Genomic DNA, 15,756 nt, shown 5'->3' with positions numbered 1-15,756 from the left:
GAAAGACTCCGGCCTTATTCCAGATTGTATTTCTCCCGCACCAGGTGGCCGATGCCCATCCGGTCCAGGATAGGCATCGGACACAGGAAGGTGACGCGCACCGTGCCTGGCAGCCGGCTGATGTCAATCGAGCCGTTGATTGTGGCACGGTTGAGTACCTCGTCGTAAGGCAGGCCGGTGGCCGCCGCGGCGCGCCGCAAGCCGTTTTCGGTGGCCGCGTTCAAGTTGAGGCCACTACCGATGAAGGTCAATGGTCCGCTGGCCTCGATTTCGTGCTGGCCCCAGCGCTGCCCCAGCTCCTTCACTGCGGCGCGCTGCTGCGCCGTCATCGGCCGGGCCATCGGCGGCAGATCATCCAGGTTTTGCAGCAGGATAGGACCATCGATGGCCAAGTGCTTGATGACTTCCACGCGCACTTCGGTTTCGCCGGAAACGTCGCTGGCATGCCCGGCAATTTCGCCGTTGCCCTGCTGCGCATGCATATCGCCCATATACACCCCCGCGCCGGGCACCTTCACCGGACAAATCAGGATGCACCCTTCGCGCACGGAATTGGTATCCATGTGGCCATCGGTCTTGGCCCGATGCAGTTCGTCTTCCGTCATGCCATAGCGGTGCGGCGCACCGACCAGGTACTGGCCGAAATCGGCGCAGTTATGCGAGTCCGGCAAATCGCGCGACGGCGTGGTGCCGATGTTTCCCAGGAACGGCCGCATATGCGCGGCGACGCCCGGGATGTCGGCGCGCGCCAGCGACAGGATGGAGTGCTGGGCGGAAAATTCCGGCAGCGCCGACATCGCGGATGCCTTGCCGGCAAGGGTATCGGCGACCTGCTGATTGACGGTAAGACTCACTTGATTGGCCTGGTCAAACACGATGACATAGCCGTGGCTGAAGCGGAAGGCGCTCACCTCGGCATTGCAATGCGTGCAGCGGATCGCCTCCTCCCCGATTCCTTCGACATGGCTGGCCGGATGCTCGGTGCCGCATGCCGGGCAGAATTTCGATACGAAAGGATCGCCGTGATAGCGGCCATCGACAAATTTCATCACGCCGGACGAGGTCGCCGCCGACGTGACACGCATGCGGGTAATTTTCAGCGCCACGGCGTCGCCGACTTCGGCCCCGGCGATCGCGACCGGTTGCGTCACTTCATGGCCGCCCTGGAAGGCAGGCGTGATCATCGGCCCCCAGCAACCCGGCGGCGTTCCCGTAATCAAGGTTCCGCCATCGGCCAGCGGCCCCAGCATGGTTTGGCTTGGACCGATCAGGCCGGTGGTGTAGGTATCGACCCTGAGCACGGAAACAGCTGCTGCAGGGACATCGTTAGAAATCATGGTCATGGTAGGCGCTCGCTTTCAGTCGGTTATTTACATCGGTTCCGATCATATCATATGCGATATAAAAACACTAGAAAAAGCTGATGACGATAATTGCGCCATGGCGACGGCACTCGGCTCAGGCCGGGTAGTGCCTGGAAAATGAAATTGATTTATACGGAGCAGCACCGGATGCGCTGCAAGGAATTCGCAGTCAGCGCTGGTTGCGGCCCCGGGTATTTTATTAGATGTTATTAATAAAATTACATCTTCCTGATGAATGATTATTCATCAGAAATAAAAAACGCCGGTTGATACCGGCGTTTTTGATGAAACAGATAAAATATGCGTTTGCTTAATCCGTCGCTTCCGACGCTTCAGCCGGCCAGTCACGGATATACGCCTTGAGCATTTTGTTTTCAAAGCTTTGCGCTTCCAGCACGGCGCGCGCCACGTCGTAAAACGAGATAATGCCCAGCAAGGTCTTGGCATTCATCACCGGCAAGTAGCGTGCATGTTTTTCCAGCATGATGCGGCGCACTTCATTGACTTCGGTATCGGGAGTCACGGTGATCGGATGGTCATCCATATGCTTGCGCACGGTGCCGGCGCCAGCCACCGAGCCCTGGTGCGCATGCAAGGCCTTGATCACTTCGCGGAACGTCAGCATGCCGACCAGGTCGCCATATTCCATGACCACCAGCGAACCGATGTCTTTTTCCGCCATCGTGTTGGCCGCGTCGAGCAGCGGATGGTCGGGCGTGACTGTGTAAAGGATATTACCTTTAACTTGGAGAATTTCGGATACTTTCATTTTGGCCGTCCTGTCCGCGTGAATGGGTTTTTTAGTTATTGTAAGCCTTAGTGGTGAATGTAGCCTATGCCCGGCGAAAAATCCAGTCTTGTGCGACATCAAATCCAGCACTTGCGGCCGCCAGCGGCGCAATCGAATCGCCCTTGCCGCCCGGCCGATTCGGTGGCAGCATGAGCGCTGTCCTTCCCCGTCAAGAAAGTCTAGACCAGGAGAAACATCATGCGCAGCGTACAGAAAATCAGTCCGTGCCTGTGGTTCGACGGCAATGCGGAACAGGCGGCCAACTTTTATACCGGCATTTTCCCCAATTCGAAAATCACTCAGGTGTCACGCTATACCGAAGCCGGCCGTGAACAGCATGGCCAGCAGCCCGGCAGCGTGATGCTGGTGGTGTTCGAACTCGACGGCCAGCGATTCAGCGGCCTGAACGGTGGCCCGCTGTTCACATTCAGCGAAGCCATTTCCTTCCAGGTCAGTTGCGATTCGCAGCAAGAAGTCGACCATTACTGGGACAAGCTGTCCGAGGGCGGCGACCAGAACGCCAAGCAGTGCGGCTGGCTCAAGGACCAGTTCGGCGTGTCATGGCAAATCGTGCCGACAGCGCTGATCGAGATCATGACCGATCCCGATACGGTCAAGGCCGGGCGCGCGATGACGGCGATGATGCGGATGAAGAAGCTCGATATCGCCGCGTTGCGGCGCGCCTTTAACGGTTAAAGCGCAGTGTTAGCGGCGCCGGAACCAGCCAGCCAAAGATAGCCGGTCGCGCGTGGCCGGCAACACTTCGTGCGCCATGTCGGCCGACAGGAACAGCACCATGCGGCTGCCTTGCGGCGCAATGTCGAGTGCGCTTGCGCCTGCGGGAAACAGGCGCAAGGCGCCGCCCTGCCCCGCTTGCCAATCGGGATTCAGGTAAATCACCACCGACACGGTGCGCTTGTTATCGTCGCGGAAACGGTCCAGGTGGCGGGCGTAAAACGCGCCCGGCGCATACCACGCGAAATGGCTTTCGTAGTCGTCCAGGCCGAGGAACAGCGTCCGGTTCAGCGCCAGCCGCAAGCTTTCCATCAAGAGCAGGTAACGGTCGCAGGCCGCCGACTGACCTGCCGTGAGCCACTGTATGCTGTCGCCGCGGATGCCGGCTTGCACTGCCCGCGCCGCGCCACGGCCCACCGCCGCCGGTGTCAAGCCGCCAGCGCGCTGCAATAGGCGGCATTGCGCGGCCAGTTCCAGTGTCAAATCGTCGGGCAGGAAAAAATTTTGTTGCGACCAGCCATGTGCGGTCAAGCCGTCGGTCAGCGCCAGCGTCAGCGCGGCGCCGATGGCGTCGGAGGATAATGGGGGCATGGCGGCACTTCTTTCCTGGTGGACGTACATAACGACAGATCGTCAAAAGCCCAGGATTTCACCGCTTGCTGATATCGCTGACCAACCATCATAGCACCTCCAACGATGATCGCGACGATAAGCGCGGCAATACTCGCCAATACTCTTCTGTTACGACCCGAATCACGGTAGCATTTGCCACGATGACAATTTGGCGGAGACAGCAATGAGCGGTCCGAAATATCCCGGTTTTGACACCTTGTCGCTGCATGCCGGCGCGGCGCCCGATCCAGCCACCGGCGCGCGCGCCACGCCGCTGTATTTCACATCGTCGTTCGCCTTCAAGGATTCCGACCACGCGGCGTCGCTATTCAATCTGGAGCGCGCCGGCCACGTTTATACGCGTCTCTCGAATCCGACCAACGCGGTGCTGGAAGAACGCATCGCCGCGCTCGAAGGCGGCGTGGCCGGCATCGCCACCGCCAGCGGGCAAGCCGCGCTGCACCTGGGTTTGAGCACCATCGCCGGCGCCAGTTCGCACATCGTCGCGTCGCGCGCCCTGTACGGCGGTTCGCAAAACCTGCTCGCCTACACCTTGAAGCGCTTCGGCATAGCGACCACCTTCGTCGATCCGCGCGACCTCGATGCATGGCAGGCGGCGATCCGGCCGAACACCAAGGTGCTGTTCGCCGAAACCCTCGGCAATCCCGGACTGGATGTGCTCAATATCCCGCAAGTGGCCGCCATCGCGCATCAACACCATCTGCCGCTGCTGCTCGACTCGACCTTCACCACGCCGTATCTGTTGCGGCCGTTCGAGCATGGCGCCGACCTGGTGTACCACTCGGCCACCAAGTTCCTGTGCGGCCACGGCACCGCGATCGGTGGTTTGCTGGTCGACGGCGGCACGTTCGACTGGCAGGCGGCGTACGACAAGACCGGCCGTTTTGCCGAATTGTGCGAACCGTACGACGGTTTCCATGGCATGGTGTTCGCCGAGGAGTCGACGGTGGCGCCGTTTGCGCTGCGCGCGCGGCGCGAAGGCTTGCGCGATTTCGGCGCCGCGATGAGTCCCCACAACGCTTTTGCCATCCTGCAAGGCATCGAAACGCTGGGCTTGCGCATGGACCGCCACGTGGCCAACACGCGCAAGGTGGTGCAATTCCTGCTGTCCAACCCGGCGGTGGCGTCCGTATCGTATCCGGAACTGGAATCGCATCCGGATTACGCACTGGCCCAGACGCTGTTGCCGAAAGGTTGCGGCGCGGTGTTTTCGTTCAACATCCACGGCGACCGCGCGGCGGGCCGGCGTTTTGTCGATAGCTTGAACATTTTCTCGCACCTGGCCAATGTCGGCGACGCCAAGTCGCTGGTGATCCATCCGGCCTCGACCACCCATTTCCGGGTGCCCGGCGAACAATTGGCCGCCGCCGGCATTACAGAAGGCACGATGCGCCTGTCGGTCGGCCTGGAAGATGCGGACGACTTGATCGACGATCTGGCGCGCGCCTTGAAACTGTCGCAGAAAGGGGCGTGACATGCTGTATCAGGTAGAAGGCGTGGACGCCTATTGCTATAGCGGCGGCAAACCGTTTGATCCGGCCCAGCCGAGCGCCGTCTTCCTCCACGGCGCGCAAAACGACCATTCGGTGTGGGCCTTGCAAACCCGCTATTTCGCCCATCACGGCTGGAATGTGCTGGCGCCCGACTTGCCGGGTCATGGCCGCAGCAAGGGGGCGGCCAAGACCAGCGTCGAGGCATTGGCGGTCTGGCTGCTGGCCTTGCTGGATGCGGCCGGTATCGAGCAGGCGCTGCTGGTCGGCCACAGCATGGGCGCGCTGATCGCGCTGCAGGCATCGCTGGTCGCGCCGCAACGGGTCAGCCGCCTGGCGCTGCTGGGGGCGGCTTATCCGATGCGCGTGTCCGATGCCTTGCTGGACGCGGCAAAGACCGATGAACCGGGCGCGATCGACATGATCACCATCTGGTCGCATGCGTCGATCGCGCAAAAGCCGGCGTTCCCGGGTCCCGGCTTTTACACGATGGGCGGCGCGCGGCGCTTGCAGCAGCGCATCGCGCACATCAACCCGGATAATGTGCTGCATACCGACTTGTGCGCCTGCAACGCTTACACGGGCGGTCAGGCGGCGGCCAGGGCGGCGCAATGCCCGACGCTGTTCATGCTCGGCCAATACGATATGATGACGCCGCCCAGATCGAGCCAGTTACTGACCTCCACCATCAGCCACGGCACAGTGGTGATGCTCGACAGCGGCCATGCGATGATGGCGGAACAGCCGGATAGCGTGCTCGATACGCTGTACGGGTTTGCCGTCGGACAGTAAAAATCAGGCGCAGCGCACTGCGCCAAAATGCTGCGCCAGGGTTTGTCCCAAGCCCTGCTCGACGGCCGTTTCGACTTGTCCGGCCAGCCGGGCCGCTTCCTGGCTGGCGATCAGGTCGCGCTCGTCGGTCGAGCCGGCCGGATAACCGGCATTCACCGGCATGCCGCCAAATACGAATAAACGGTAGACGTCGGCCAGCGTGATGCGGTTCATATTGCCCAGCATCACCCAGTGATCGGAACCGTCGCTGATACGCTTGCCCCACTGCACCCGCACCGGCCCGTCGACATTGACGCGGCCGACCCAGCCCTGGGCCACCATCTTTTCCAGCAGCATGCCCATTTCCTCGAAGCCCAGCCGGGTGCTGTCGCGTATCGCGCCGGAACTGACCAGCGCGCTATCGCCGCAATGGCAAGCCGTGTGCAACACTTTTAATATGGCGATGGCGTCGACAAATTCGCTGCCCGGCGCCGCCTCGTACCACCAGCGCTCGTATTTCACCACCGGCAACGCGGCGACGATCAGGGCGCCGACCAGCGTGATCATCCAGCTCAGGTATATCCACACCAGGAACAGCGGCAAGGCCGCCAATGCGCCATAAATCCGCGAATAAGTGGGAAATTGCTGGATGAATATCCCGAAACCGCGCTTGGCGATTTCAAACGCGATCGCCGCCACCAGCCCGCCCCACGCCGCGTCATGCCAGTCGACATCGCGGTTCGGCACGGCCATGTACAGCAAGGTGAACGCGCCCATCGTCAGCGTCACCGACACCAGCGTGTAAAACACCGCGCCCAGCAGCGGCAGCGGGCCGACCAGGCCGCTAGTGGCGAGGAACACTTGCGACGTGACGGTCAGCGAAATACCGACCAGCAACGGTCCCAGCGTGACGATGGCCCAGTACACCAGCATGCGCCTGGTCCAGCGGCGCTGCTTGCGCACGCGCCAGATCTGGTTGAAGACCCGTTCGATCAGGCCCATCATCGTCACCGACGTAAAAATCAGCGCCACCGCGCCAACCGCCGACAAGCGCGTCGCCTTCGAGGCAAAGGTGGTCAGATAACCGAGGATGGTATTGGATATCCCTTTAGGCATGACGCTTTGGATAAAATATTGTTCCAGCGCCTGGCGAAATGTATCAAATAATGGGAAAGTGGTGAAAATCGCCAGTGCCAGCGTTAATAATGGCACCAGCGCAAATACCGTGGCAAAAGTCAGGCTGCCTGCCACTTGCGGCAAGCTTTCTTCGCGCACGCGGCGACGTGCAAACTGGATCAGATCGCGCACTTGCGGCCATGACAGGCCGCGCAATGCGGAAATTCCCAGTTTGCAGTTTCGTAAAATGTATTTAATAAATGGCTGTATATTTTTTGAAAACATGTAATCCAAACGGTCTGGCGTAAAAGCAGCGTCGTGCCGCCCTGTAAAGCGCCCTATAATATCAATGATGAACCAAGCTAATCTGATTATTCTCGTTTTGTTTTATTCGCGCCATGGCGCCACCCGCAAACTCGCCGAGCTGATCGCGCAAGGCATAGACAGCGTGCCCGGCTGCGATGCGCGGCTGCGCACCGTGCCGTCGGTATCGAGCGTGGCCGAAGCCACCGAGTCCGAAGTGCCGGCCGCCGGCGCGCCCTACGTCGAACTGGACGACTTGCAAGACTGCGCCGGCTTGGCGCTGGGCTCGCCTACCCGCTTCGGCAATATGGCGTCGGCGATGAAATACTTTTGGGACGGCACCGCCAGCCAGTGGCTGGCCGGCACGCTGGCCGGCAAGCCGGCCGCCGTGTTTACCGCCACCGGCAGCTTGCACGGCGGACAGGAATCGACGCTGCTATCGATGATGATACCCTTATTCCACCACGGCATGATGGTACTCGGCCTGCCGTACACCCACCCCGAGCTGATGACCACCTCCAGCGGCGGCACGCCTTACGGCGCCAGCCACTGGGCCGGCATCGACGGCGACAAGCCGCTCAGCGACGATGAAAAACGCCTCGCCGTCGCGCTGGGCCGGCGCCTGGCGGAAACCGCCGTCAAATTACGCAGCACCTGATGACTATGCAGAAATGACTATGCACAAATATTTCCACTGGGGCGCCATGGGCAGCCTGCTCATCCTGATCGTCTGGTGCCTGTTGTGGGAAATCGTCGTCGCGCCGCTGCATCCGGGCGGTTCCTGGGTGGCGCTGAAAGCGGCGCCGCTGCTGATCCCGCTGGTCGGCGTGATCAAGCGCGACGTGTACACGCTGCAATGGTCGTCGATGGTGATCTTGCTCTATTTCACCGAAGGCGTGGTGCGCGCCTACAGCGACACCAGCAGCAAATCGGCCTTCATGGCCTGGGGTGAAACCATTCTGGTGTGCATCTATTTTATCTGCGCCCTGCTGTACCTGCGTCCGTATAAGAAAGCCGCCAAGCGCATGGCCAAGGAATTACTCGATAAAATCAACAAGGCGACCATCACCAAATGAGCGATACCGCATCCTTTCTTGCCGCCTGCCGCGCGGCGCTGGGCGAGCCCCATGTCTTGACCAGCGCCGCCGACATGGCGCCCTTCCTGACCGACTGGCGCGACCGTTTCACCGGCAAGGCGCTGGCGGTGCTGCGCCCGGCATCAGTCGGACAAGTGGCGGCGGTGGTGCGGGCCTGTGCGCAGTGGCAAGTGCCGCTGGTGCCGCAAGGCGGCAATACCGGCCTGGTGCTGGGCAGCATTCCCGACGCGGCCGGCACCGCCGTGGTGCTGTCGCTGGCCCGCCTGAATGCGATACGGCGGCTCGACCCGGTCAACCGCACCGTCACCGTCGATGCCGGCTGCATCTTGCAACATATCCAGGAAGCGGCGGCGGCGGCCGGTTGTTTGTTCCCGCTGTCGCTGGCCGCCGAAGGCAGTTGCACCATCGGCGGCAATTTGTCGACCAATGCCGGCGGCACCGCCGTACTGCGTTACGGCAATACCCGCGAACTGTGCCTGGGCCTGGAAGTGGTCACGCCGCAAGGCGAGATCTGGAGCGGCTTGCGCGGCTTGCGCAAGGACAATACCGGCTACGACTTGCGCGACCTGTATATCGGCGCCGAAGGCACGCTGGGCATCATCACCGGCGCGGTGCTGAAACTGTATCCGCAGCCGAAGGCGTGCATCACGGCATTGGCGGCGCTGCCGTCGCCGGCCCACGCGCTGCAATTGCTGACCTTGATGCAAGACCATTGCGGCGCCAGCCTGACCGGTTTTGAATTGATGTCGCAATTTTGCCTGGAGTTGGTGGCAAAACACTACCCGCAACTGCCGCGGCCATTCGCCACGCCGTACGCACAATATGTGCTGCTGGAATTATCGAGCAGCCAGTCAGAGGCGCATGCGATCGAATTGCTGGAAAGCAGTATCGGCGCGGCGCTGGAAGGAGACATCATCGAAGACGCGGTGGTCGCCAGTTCGGTGGCGCAATCGGACGGCTTGTGGCAATTGCGCGAACACATACCGCTAGCGCAGGCGGCGGCCGGCAAGAATATCAAGCACGATATCTCGCTGCCGATTTCCTGCATCGCCGACTTCATCGCCGTCACGGATCAACAACTGGCCGAGGCCTTCCCCGGTTCGCAGATGGTGTGTTTCGGCCACCTGGGCGACGGCAACCTGCATTACAACGTGGCGCCGCCGGACGGCATGCGCGACCGCGATTTCCTCGGCAATCAGGAGGCCATCAACCGCGTGGTGCACGACAGCGTCGATGCGTTCGGCGGCTCGATTTCAGCCGAACACGGCATCGGCGCGCTGAAAAAAGCCGACCTGGCGCATTACAAATCGGCGCTGGAATTGCAGCTGATGCGCGCCGTCAAACAGGCGCTCGACCCGCTCGGCATCATGAATCCGGGGAAAATCCTGTGACCTTCCTGCCTGTTATTTTATGCCTGCTCGGCATCGCCGCCAGCGCCGCGGCACAGGCGCAAACCGTCTACCGATGCACGGCCGCCGATGGCAAGACCACTTTCAGCGACCTGCCTTGCGCCGGCGGCAAGTCCGCTGTGCTGGACGTGCCGAGCGCCCCGGACAAGCCGGACAATAGCATCATGCTGCGCCAGCAGCGCGTGCTGAAGCAGCTCGCCGGGGAGCGCGCGCAACAAGATAAAGCCGCCAACGCCGAAATGGAGCGCATCAGCGGCGTTTCACAGGCACAGCGCAAACGCTGCGCGAGCATGCAGCTGGAACAGCAATGGGCCCGCGAAGACGTGGCCAAAGCCGCCGGCAAGGATCAGGAGAGCCTGCGCCAAAAAGCACGGCGCGGCGCCGAGAAACTGGCGCTGGAATGTCCGGCTTGAAGCGCGACAGCCCTATCGGCAGCAGCGCTGGCATCGTCAAGCTGGCGCGCTGGCTGCTGCTGGGCGAATGGCGCGCGCACCCGGTACGGGCGCTGGTCGCGATCATTGCCATCGCGGTCGGCGTGTCGCTCGGCTTTGCGATCCATCTGATCAATGCGGCCGCCTTCAACGAATTTTCCAGCGCCGTCAAGAACCTGTCCGGCAGCGCCGATATCCAGGTGGCCGGGCGCGAGGCGCTGTTCGACGAAACGATTTACCCGTGGCTGGCGCAGCGCCAGGGCGTGGCCGTCGCCTCGCCGCTGCTGGAACTGGGCGCGGGCTTGCCGGGCCGCCGCGATGCGCTGAAAATCATCGGCCTGGACGTCTTTCGCGCCGGCTTGATCTCCCCTGACCTGATCGGCGCGCCGGCCGAAGACAAACTGTTCGACACGCTGGCCGACGACGCGATCTTCCTGTCGCCGGCCGCGCTGACCTGGCTCAATCTGAACACCGGCGACCAACTGGTCCTGCAAGCCGGCGCCGGCACGCCCGCACTGCGCATCGCCGGTTCGCTGCAGCGCAGCCGCGTCGGCCAGCGCATCGCCGTGATGGACCTGGGCGCCGCGCAATGGCGTTTCAAGCAGCTCGGCAAACTGTCGCGCATCGACCTGAAGCTGCAAGACGGGATCAACCGCGACGCCTTCCAGGCCCGCCTGGCCAGCGAACTGGAACGCGATTTTCCAGGCCGCTTCCAGGTCAGCCAGCCGAACGACCAGAACCAGGAGCGCCGTAACGACAACCTGAGCCGCGCCTACCGCGTCAACCTGACGGTGCTGGCGCTGGTGGCGCTGTTCACCGGCGCCTTCCTGGTGTTTTCGACGCAGGCGCTGTCGGTGATACGGCGCCGCAGCCAGTTTGCGCTGCTGCGCGTGCTGGGCATGCGCCGCGGCCAGTTGCTGCGCCAGATCTTGCTGGAAGGGGCCAGCCTCGGCGTGATTGGCGCCGCGCTCGGCGTGGCCGCCGGTTATGCGATGGCCGCGTTGGCGCTGCATTTTTTTGGCGGCGACCTCGGCGCCGGTTATTTTTCAGGCGTGCAGCCGCAAGTGCAATTCACGCCAGTCGCCGCGCTGGTGTATTTCAGCCTCGGCCTGGGGGTGGCGCTGCTTGGCTGCGCCGCGCCGGCCTGGGAAGCGGCGCGCGCCGCGCCCGCCGTGGCGCTCAAGTCCGGTACCGAAGAAGCGGTGATGCGCAAGCTGTCGCGCAGCTGGCCGGCGCTGCTCTGTTTGCTGCTGGCCGGACTGGCGACCCGCCTGCCGCCGGTATTCGAATTGCCGCTGTTCGGCTACCTGGCGATCGCGCTGCTGCTGATCGGCGCGATCGCGCTGATGCCGCTGCTGGCGTCGCTGGTGTTCCGATTCCTGAACCGGGTTTGGCTGGCCAGCGGCCGCAACGCCAGCTCGCCGGTGCTCAGCCTGACGCTGGCGCGGCTGGCGAATGCGTCCGGCCAGGCCGGCATCGCGCTGGGCGGCGTGCTGTCGAGCTTCAGCCTGATGGTGGCGATGGCGATCATGGTGTCGAGTTTCCGCGTCTCGGTCGACGACTGGCTGCTGCAAATCCTGCCGGCCGACCTGTATGCGCAAAGCGCGGCGGCCGGCACCGCCAGCGGCTTGAACCGCGACGAACAGGCGGCGCTGCTGGCGCTGCCCGGCGTGGTCCGCGCCGAATTCCTGCGCGTGCGCTCGATCTCGCTGGCGCCGGACCGGCCCAATGTGGCGCTGCTGGCGCGCCCGGTCGACCTCGGCGATCCAGGCAAATCGGTGGTGCTGGCCGGCCCCTCGCTGCCGCCGCCGGCCAATACCATGCCGGTGTGGGTCTCGGAAGCGGCGGCCGACTTATACCGTTTGAAACCGGGCGCCGGCATGCAATTGCCGCTGAACGGCGCGCTGCACCCATTCTTCATCGCCGGCGTGTGGCGCGATTACGCCCGCTCGACCGGTTCGGTGCTGATACGCCTCGACGATTACCGCAAGCTGACCGGCGACAACGACATCGGCAACGTCGCGCTGTGGCTGGCCAAGGACGCCAGACTGGCCGATGTGCAGGAGCGCTTGAAAAAACTGCCCTTCGGCGCCACCTTGGAGATTTCCGCCCCGTCCGACATCCGCGCCTTGAGCCTGAAAATCTTCGACCGCAGCTTTGCCGTCACCTACCTGCTGGAAGCGATCGCCATCATGATCGGCCTGTTCGGCGTGGCGGCGACGTTTTCGGCGCAAACGCTGGCGCGCGCCAGGGAATTCGGCATGCTGCGCCATATCGGCGTGACGCGCGCGCAAATCCTCGCCATCCTCGGGCTGGAAGGCGCGGCGCTGACGGCGCTCGGCATCGCCACCGGTTTTGCGCTGGGCCTGGTGATCAGCCTGGTGCTGGTGTTCATCGTCAACCCGCAATCGTTCCACTGGACCATGCAACTGCATATGCCATGGCCGCTGATCGGCATCGTCGCGGCGGCGCTGCTGCTCGCCGCGGCGCTGACGGCGCTGGTCTCGGGACGGCAGGCGCTGTCCGGCGGGCCTATCCGCGCGGTGCGGGAGGACTGGTGATGCGACTCATAGGGATGCTTTTGCTGGCGCTGGCGCAAGCGGCATTGGCCGCTCCGCCCGCCTTTGCGCCGGTCACGCCGCTGCCGGCCGGCCAGACACTGTCCATGCCGCGCGACTTCGGCGCCCATCCCGCCTATAAAACCGAATGGTGGTACGCCACCGGCTGGCTGGCGACGGCGGACGGCAAGCCGCTCGGTTTCCAGGTGACGTTCTTCCGCAGCGCGACCGGCGCCGATAACGCCAATCCGAGCGCCTTCGCGCCCAGGCAATTGATCGTCGGCCACGCGGCGCTGTCCGATCCGGCCGTCGGCAAGCTGCTGCACGACCAGAAAAGCGCGCGCGAAGGGTTCGGGCTGGCCTACGCCAAAGTCGGCGACACCGATGTCAAATTGCAGGACTGGAGCATGAAGCGCGGTCCGGACGGCGCGTACCAGGTCAGCGTCAAGGCGCAGGATTTCAGCCTGGAGCTGCGCTTGTCCCCTGCCCAGCCGGTGCTGCTGCAAGGCGCCGGCGGCTATTCGCGCAAGGGGCCGCGCCCGCAACAGGCCAGTTATTATTACAGCCAGCCGCAGTTGCAAGCCAGCGGCACGCTGACGCGTCCAGTCCGCAACGGCGGCAAGCCGGAAACAGTCAGCGTCAGCGGCACCGCCTGGCTCGATCACGAATGGTCCAGCCAGGTGCTCGATGCCGACGCCAGCGGCTGGAACTGGATCGGCGCCAACCTGGACGACGGCGGCGCGCTGATGGCATTCCAGATCCGCAGCAAGACAGGTGCTAAACTATGGGCGCACGCGAGCTGGCGCGACGCCGCGGGCAAGGTTACGCAATACGCGCCGGAACAGGTCACCTTTACGCCGCAAACGCTGTGGCGTTCGCCGCGCACCAGCACCGAGTATCCGGTCGCCACGCAAATCGTCACTGGCGGCACCACCTGGCTCGTCACGCCATTGCAGCCGGACCAGGAGCTCGATTCGCGCCGTTCGACCGGCGCGGTGTACTGGGAAGGTGCGGTCAAGGTCAGCCGCGACGGCCAACCCGCCGGCCGCGCCTACCTGGAATTGACCGGCTACCACCGGCCGATGAAGTTGTAAGACGTTTTATGTACTTTTATTTTTTATGTACGTTCACCGAGAACTGCCAATACGATGACCAACAGCACCAGCACTACTAACAATAACAACGCCGGCGACACCTTGGCAAAACCCTACGCGGCGCCAGCCGGCAAGCACGGCACTAGCGCCAGCAGCGAGCCCAAAAAAGGCAGCCTGTCCGCATTCAGGGGCTTGCTGCCGTTCCTGCTGCCCTACCGCCGTCAATTCATCCTGGCCGGCATCGCGCTGGTGGTGGCCGCCGCGTCGACGCTGGCGATACCGGCCGCGTTCAAGCAAATGATCGACCTCGGTTTCGGCGGCGCGGCCGGCAGCAAGAGCATCAAGCACGTCGACCTGGTGTTCCTGGCGCTGTTCGGCGTCGCATCGGTGCTGGCGCTGGCCACCGCCGCGCGCTTTTATACCGTGTCGTGGCTGGGCGAGCGGGTCACCGCCGACATCCGCAACGCGGTGTACCGCCACGTCGTCACGCAAAGCCCCGAATTTTTTGAAACCACGCAAACCGGCGAAGTCCTGTCGCGCATCACCACCGACACCACGCTGATACAGGCCGTGGTCGGCACCAGCATCTCGATGGCGCTGAGGAATGTGCTGCTGTTCCTCGGCGGCCTGGTGATGTTGTTCGTCACCAGCCCGAAACTGTCGTCCATCATCATCGGCTTGCTGGTGCTGGTGGTGGTGCCGATCGTGATGTTCGGCCGCCGCGTGCGCAAGCTGTCGCGCGATTCGCAGGACCGCATCGCCGACGCGTCGGCGATGGCCGGCGAAATCCTCAACGCGATGCCGACCGTGCAGGCGTTCACCCATGAAAAAATCGAGTCGGACCGTTTTGGCGCCTCGGTCGAAGGCGCGTTCGGCACCGCGATGCGGCGCATCCGCGCGCGCGCGCTGCTGACCATGATCGCCATCTTGCTGGTATTCGGCGCCATCGTGTTCGTGCTGTGGCTGGGCGCCCGGGCGGTGCTGGAAGGCAGCATGACCGGCGGCGACCTCGGCCAGTTCATCCTGTATGCATCGATCGTCGCCGGCGCCATCGGCGCGCTGTCCGAAGTGATGGGCGAAGCGCAGCGCGCCGCCGGCGCCACCGAGCGCCTGCTGGAACTGATGTCGGTCAAGTCCGAGATCCAGTCCCCTGTCCAGCCGTTGGCGCTGCCGCCGCGCACCGCCAACGGCGCGGCGCTGAGCCTGAACGACATCTCGTTCTTTTATCCGTCGCGGCCCGATACCGCGTCGCTGAGCCACGTCAGCCTCGACATCAGACCCGGTGAAACGGTGGCGGTGGTCGGCCCTTCCGGCGCCGGCAAGACCACGCTGTTCCAGTTGTTCCTGCGCTTCTACGATCCGCAGCGCGGTTCGATCAAGCTCGATGGCGTCGATATCACGCAACTCGATTTGCATGCGCTGCGCGGCGCGATCGGCATCGTGCCGCAAGATACCGTGATCTTTTCAGCCGATGCGATGGAAAACATCCGCTACGGCCGCGCCGGCGCCAGCGATGAAGAAGTGATCCAGGCCGCCAAAATGGCAGCCGCGCACGAATTCATCGAACGCCTGCCGAACGGTTATCAATCGTTCCTCGGCGAGCGCGGCGTGCGCCTGTCCGGCGGCCAGCGCCAGCGCATCGCGATCGCCCGCGCGCTGCTGAAAAATCCGCCGCTGCTGCTGCTCGACGAAGCCACCAGCGCGCTCGACGCCGAATCCGAACGCCTGGTGCAAAGCGCGCTGGAAGCGGCGATGGTCGGCCGCACCACCGTCATCATCGCGCACCGCCTGGCGACCGTGCAGCGGGCCGACCGCATCATCGTCATGGAAGACGGCAGGATCGTCGAAACCGGCAACCACGCCAGCCTGGTCGCGCTGGGCGGCATCTACGCCAACCTGGCGGCGCTGCAATTCCATAGCGGACTGGCAACGCATTAACAGCCGGCTCAGGCCATCGTTTGCACG

At 63.4% G+C, this 15,756-nt stretch carries 14 protein-coding genes; 10 read left to right on the top strand and 4 right to left on the bottom strand.

Features of this window, described 5'->3' with window-relative positions:
- Positions 1 to 14 precede the first annotated feature (14 nt).
- Both GJA_RS10500 and GJA_RS10495 read right to left on the bottom strand, forming a co-directional pair.
- Positions 15 to 1,343: an acetamidase/formamidase family protein gene (locus GJA_RS10500; protein WP_144241479.1), complete on the bottom strand. Its 1,329-nt coding sequence runs from the start codon at positions 1,341 to 1,343 to the stop codon at positions 15 to 17.
- Between the two features lie 331 nt (positions 1,344 to 1,674).
- Positions 1,675 to 2,133: a CBS domain-containing protein gene (locus GJA_RS10495; RefSeq protein ID WP_038491839.1), complete on the bottom strand. Its 459-nt coding sequence runs from the start codon at positions 2,131 to 2,133 to the stop codon at positions 1,675 to 1,677.
- Between the two features lie 216 nt (positions 2,134 to 2,349).
- Here GJA_RS10495 and GJA_RS10490 point away from each other — a divergent pair, with 216 nt between their 5' ends.
- Positions 2,350 to 2,850 carry a VOC family protein gene (locus GJA_RS10490; protein WP_242404657.1) on the top strand — a complete coding sequence of 167 codons (501 nt, stop codon included), beginning with the start codon at positions 2,350 to 2,352 and terminating at the stop codon, positions 2,848 to 2,850.
- A gap of 9 nt (positions 2,851 to 2,859) precedes the next feature.
- Here the strand turns inward: GJA_RS10490 and GJA_RS10485 are convergent, their stop codons facing one another.
- Entirely contained in the window at positions 2,860 to 3,480 is a 621-nt protein-coding gene (locus tag GJA_RS10485) for a 2OG-Fe(II) oxygenase (RefSeq protein WP_051780622.1), read from the bottom strand.
- A 205-nt stretch (positions 3,481 to 3,685) separates the two neighbouring features.
- Between GJA_RS10485 and GJA_RS10480 the strand changes: the two genes are divergently transcribed.
- On the top strand, positions 3,686 to 4,996 hold the full coding sequence (locus GJA_RS10480) for an O-acetylhomoserine aminocarboxypropyltransferase (protein WP_038491833.1): 1,311 nt from the start codon (positions 3,686 to 3,688) through the stop codon (positions 4,994 to 4,996).
- 1 nt (position 4,997) lies between these two features.
- Positions 4,998 to 5,804: an alpha/beta fold hydrolase gene (locus GJA_RS10475; RefSeq protein ID WP_038491830.1), complete on the top strand. Its 807-nt coding sequence runs from the start codon at positions 4,998 to 5,000 to the stop codon at positions 5,802 to 5,804.
- Between the two features lie 3 nt (positions 5,805 to 5,807).
- Here the strand turns inward: GJA_RS10475 and GJA_RS10470 are convergent, their stop codons facing one another.
- Positions 5,808 to 7,184 (bottom strand): YihY family inner membrane protein, encoded by a 1,377-nt coding sequence (locus GJA_RS10470; protein ID WP_038499405.1) that lies wholly within the window; start codon positions 7,182 to 7,184, stop codon positions 5,808 to 5,810.
- A gap of 67 nt (positions 7,185 to 7,251) precedes the next feature.
- Between GJA_RS10470 and wrbA the strand changes: the two genes are divergently transcribed.
- Genes wrbA through GJA_RS10435 form a run of 7 tightly spaced genes read left to right on the top strand, consistent with a single transcriptional unit; the run spans position 7,252 to position 15,729 of the window.
- Positions 7,252 to 7,860, top strand: coding sequence for an NAD(P)H:quinone oxidoreductase (wrbA, locus tag GJA_RS10465; RefSeq protein ID WP_038491827.1), 609 nt, complete (start codon positions 7,252 to 7,254; stop codon positions 7,858 to 7,860).
- Between the two features lie 13 nt (positions 7,861 to 7,873).
- Entirely contained in the window at positions 7,874 to 8,278 is a 405-nt protein-coding gene (locus GJA_RS10460; protein ID WP_038491824.1) for a DUF2069 domain-containing protein, read from the top strand.
- Positions 8,275 to 9,690 (top strand): FAD-binding oxidoreductase, encoded by a 1,416-nt coding sequence (locus GJA_RS10455; protein WP_038491821.1) that lies wholly within the window; start codon positions 8,275 to 8,277, stop codon positions 9,688 to 9,690. Before GJA_RS10460 ends, GJA_RS10455 begins: the two co-directional genes overlap by 4 nt.
- Positions 9,687 to 10,121 (top strand): DUF4124 domain-containing protein, encoded by a 435-nt coding sequence (locus GJA_RS27785; protein WP_051780620.1) that lies wholly within the window; start codon positions 9,687 to 9,689, stop codon positions 10,119 to 10,121. The genes GJA_RS10455 and GJA_RS27785 overlap by 4 nt, the downstream gene beginning before the upstream one ends.
- Positions 10,109 to 12,700, top strand: a complete 2,592-nt coding sequence (locus tag GJA_RS10445) for an FtsX-like permease family protein (RefSeq protein ID WP_051780619.1) — start codon at positions 10,109 to 10,111, stop codon at positions 12,698 to 12,700. The genes GJA_RS27785 and GJA_RS10445 overlap by 13 nt, the downstream gene beginning before the upstream one ends.
- Positions 12,700 to 13,791 carry a lipocalin-like domain-containing protein gene (locus tag GJA_RS10440; RefSeq protein ID WP_038491818.1) on the top strand — a complete coding sequence of 364 codons (1,092 nt, stop codon included), beginning with the start codon at positions 12,700 to 12,702 and terminating at the stop codon, positions 13,789 to 13,791. The genes GJA_RS10445 and GJA_RS10440 overlap by 1 nt, the downstream gene beginning before the upstream one ends.
- 54 nt (positions 13,792 to 13,845) lie before the next feature.
- Positions 13,846 to 15,729: an ABC transporter transmembrane domain-containing protein gene (locus tag GJA_RS10435; protein WP_038491815.1), complete on the top strand. Its 1,884-nt coding sequence runs from the start codon at positions 13,846 to 13,848 to the stop codon at positions 15,727 to 15,729.
- Positions 15,730 to 15,756: the final 27 nt, after the last annotated feature.

Source organism: Janthinobacterium agaricidamnosum NBRC 102515 = DSM 9628, assembly GCF_000723165.1.
Classification (GTDB): Bacteria; Pseudomonadota; Gammaproteobacteria; order Burkholderiales; family Burkholderiaceae_D; genus Janthinobacterium; species Janthinobacterium agaricidamnosum.
This window is presented reverse-complemented; position numbering and strand designations above follow the sequence as displayed.

Bases quoted from the DNA above. Each gene is read 5' to 3' on its own strand.
- GJA_RS10500 (WP_144241479.1), bottom strand. From the start codon at position 1,343: ATGACCATGATTTCTAACGATGTCCCTGCAGCAGCTGTTTCCGTGCTC.
- GJA_RS10495 (WP_038491839.1), bottom strand. From the start codon at position 2,133: ATGAAAGTATCCGAAATTCTCCAAGTTAAAGGTAATATCCTTTACACA.
- GJA_RS10485 (WP_051780622.1), bottom strand. From the start codon at position 3,480: ATGCCCCCATTATCCTCCGACGCCATCGGCGCCGCGCTGACGCTGGCG.
- GJA_RS10480 (WP_038491833.1), top strand. From the start codon at position 3,686: ATGAGCGGTCCGAAATATCCCGGTTTTGACACCTTGTCGCTGCATGCC.
- GJA_RS10475 (WP_038491830.1), top strand. From the start codon at position 4,998: ATGCTGTATCAGGTAGAAGGCGTGGACGCCTATTGCTATAGCGGCGGC.
- GJA_RS10470 (WP_038499405.1), bottom strand. From the start codon at position 7,184: ATGTTTTCAAAAAATATACAGCCATTTATTAAATACATTTTACGAAAC.
- wrbA (WP_038491827.1), top strand. From the start codon at position 7,252: ATGAACCAAGCTAATCTGATTATTCTCGTTTTGTTTTATTCGCGCCAT.
- GJA_RS10460 (WP_038491824.1), top strand. From the start codon at position 7,874: ATGACTATGCACAAATATTTCCACTGGGGCGCCATGGGCAGCCTGCTC.
- GJA_RS10455 (WP_038491821.1), top strand. From the start codon at position 8,275: ATGAGCGATACCGCATCCTTTCTTGCCGCCTGCCGCGCGGCGCTGGGC.
- GJA_RS10445 (WP_051780619.1), top strand. From the start codon at position 10,109: ATGTCCGGCTTGAAGCGCGACAGCCCTATCGGCAGCAGCGCTGGCATC.
- GJA_RS10440 (WP_038491818.1), top strand. From the start codon at position 12,700: ATGCGACTCATAGGGATGCTTTTGCTGGCGCTGGCGCAAGCGGCATTG.
- GJA_RS10435 (WP_038491815.1), top strand. From the start codon at position 13,846: ATGACCAACAGCACCAGCACTACTAACAATAACAACGCCGGCGACACC.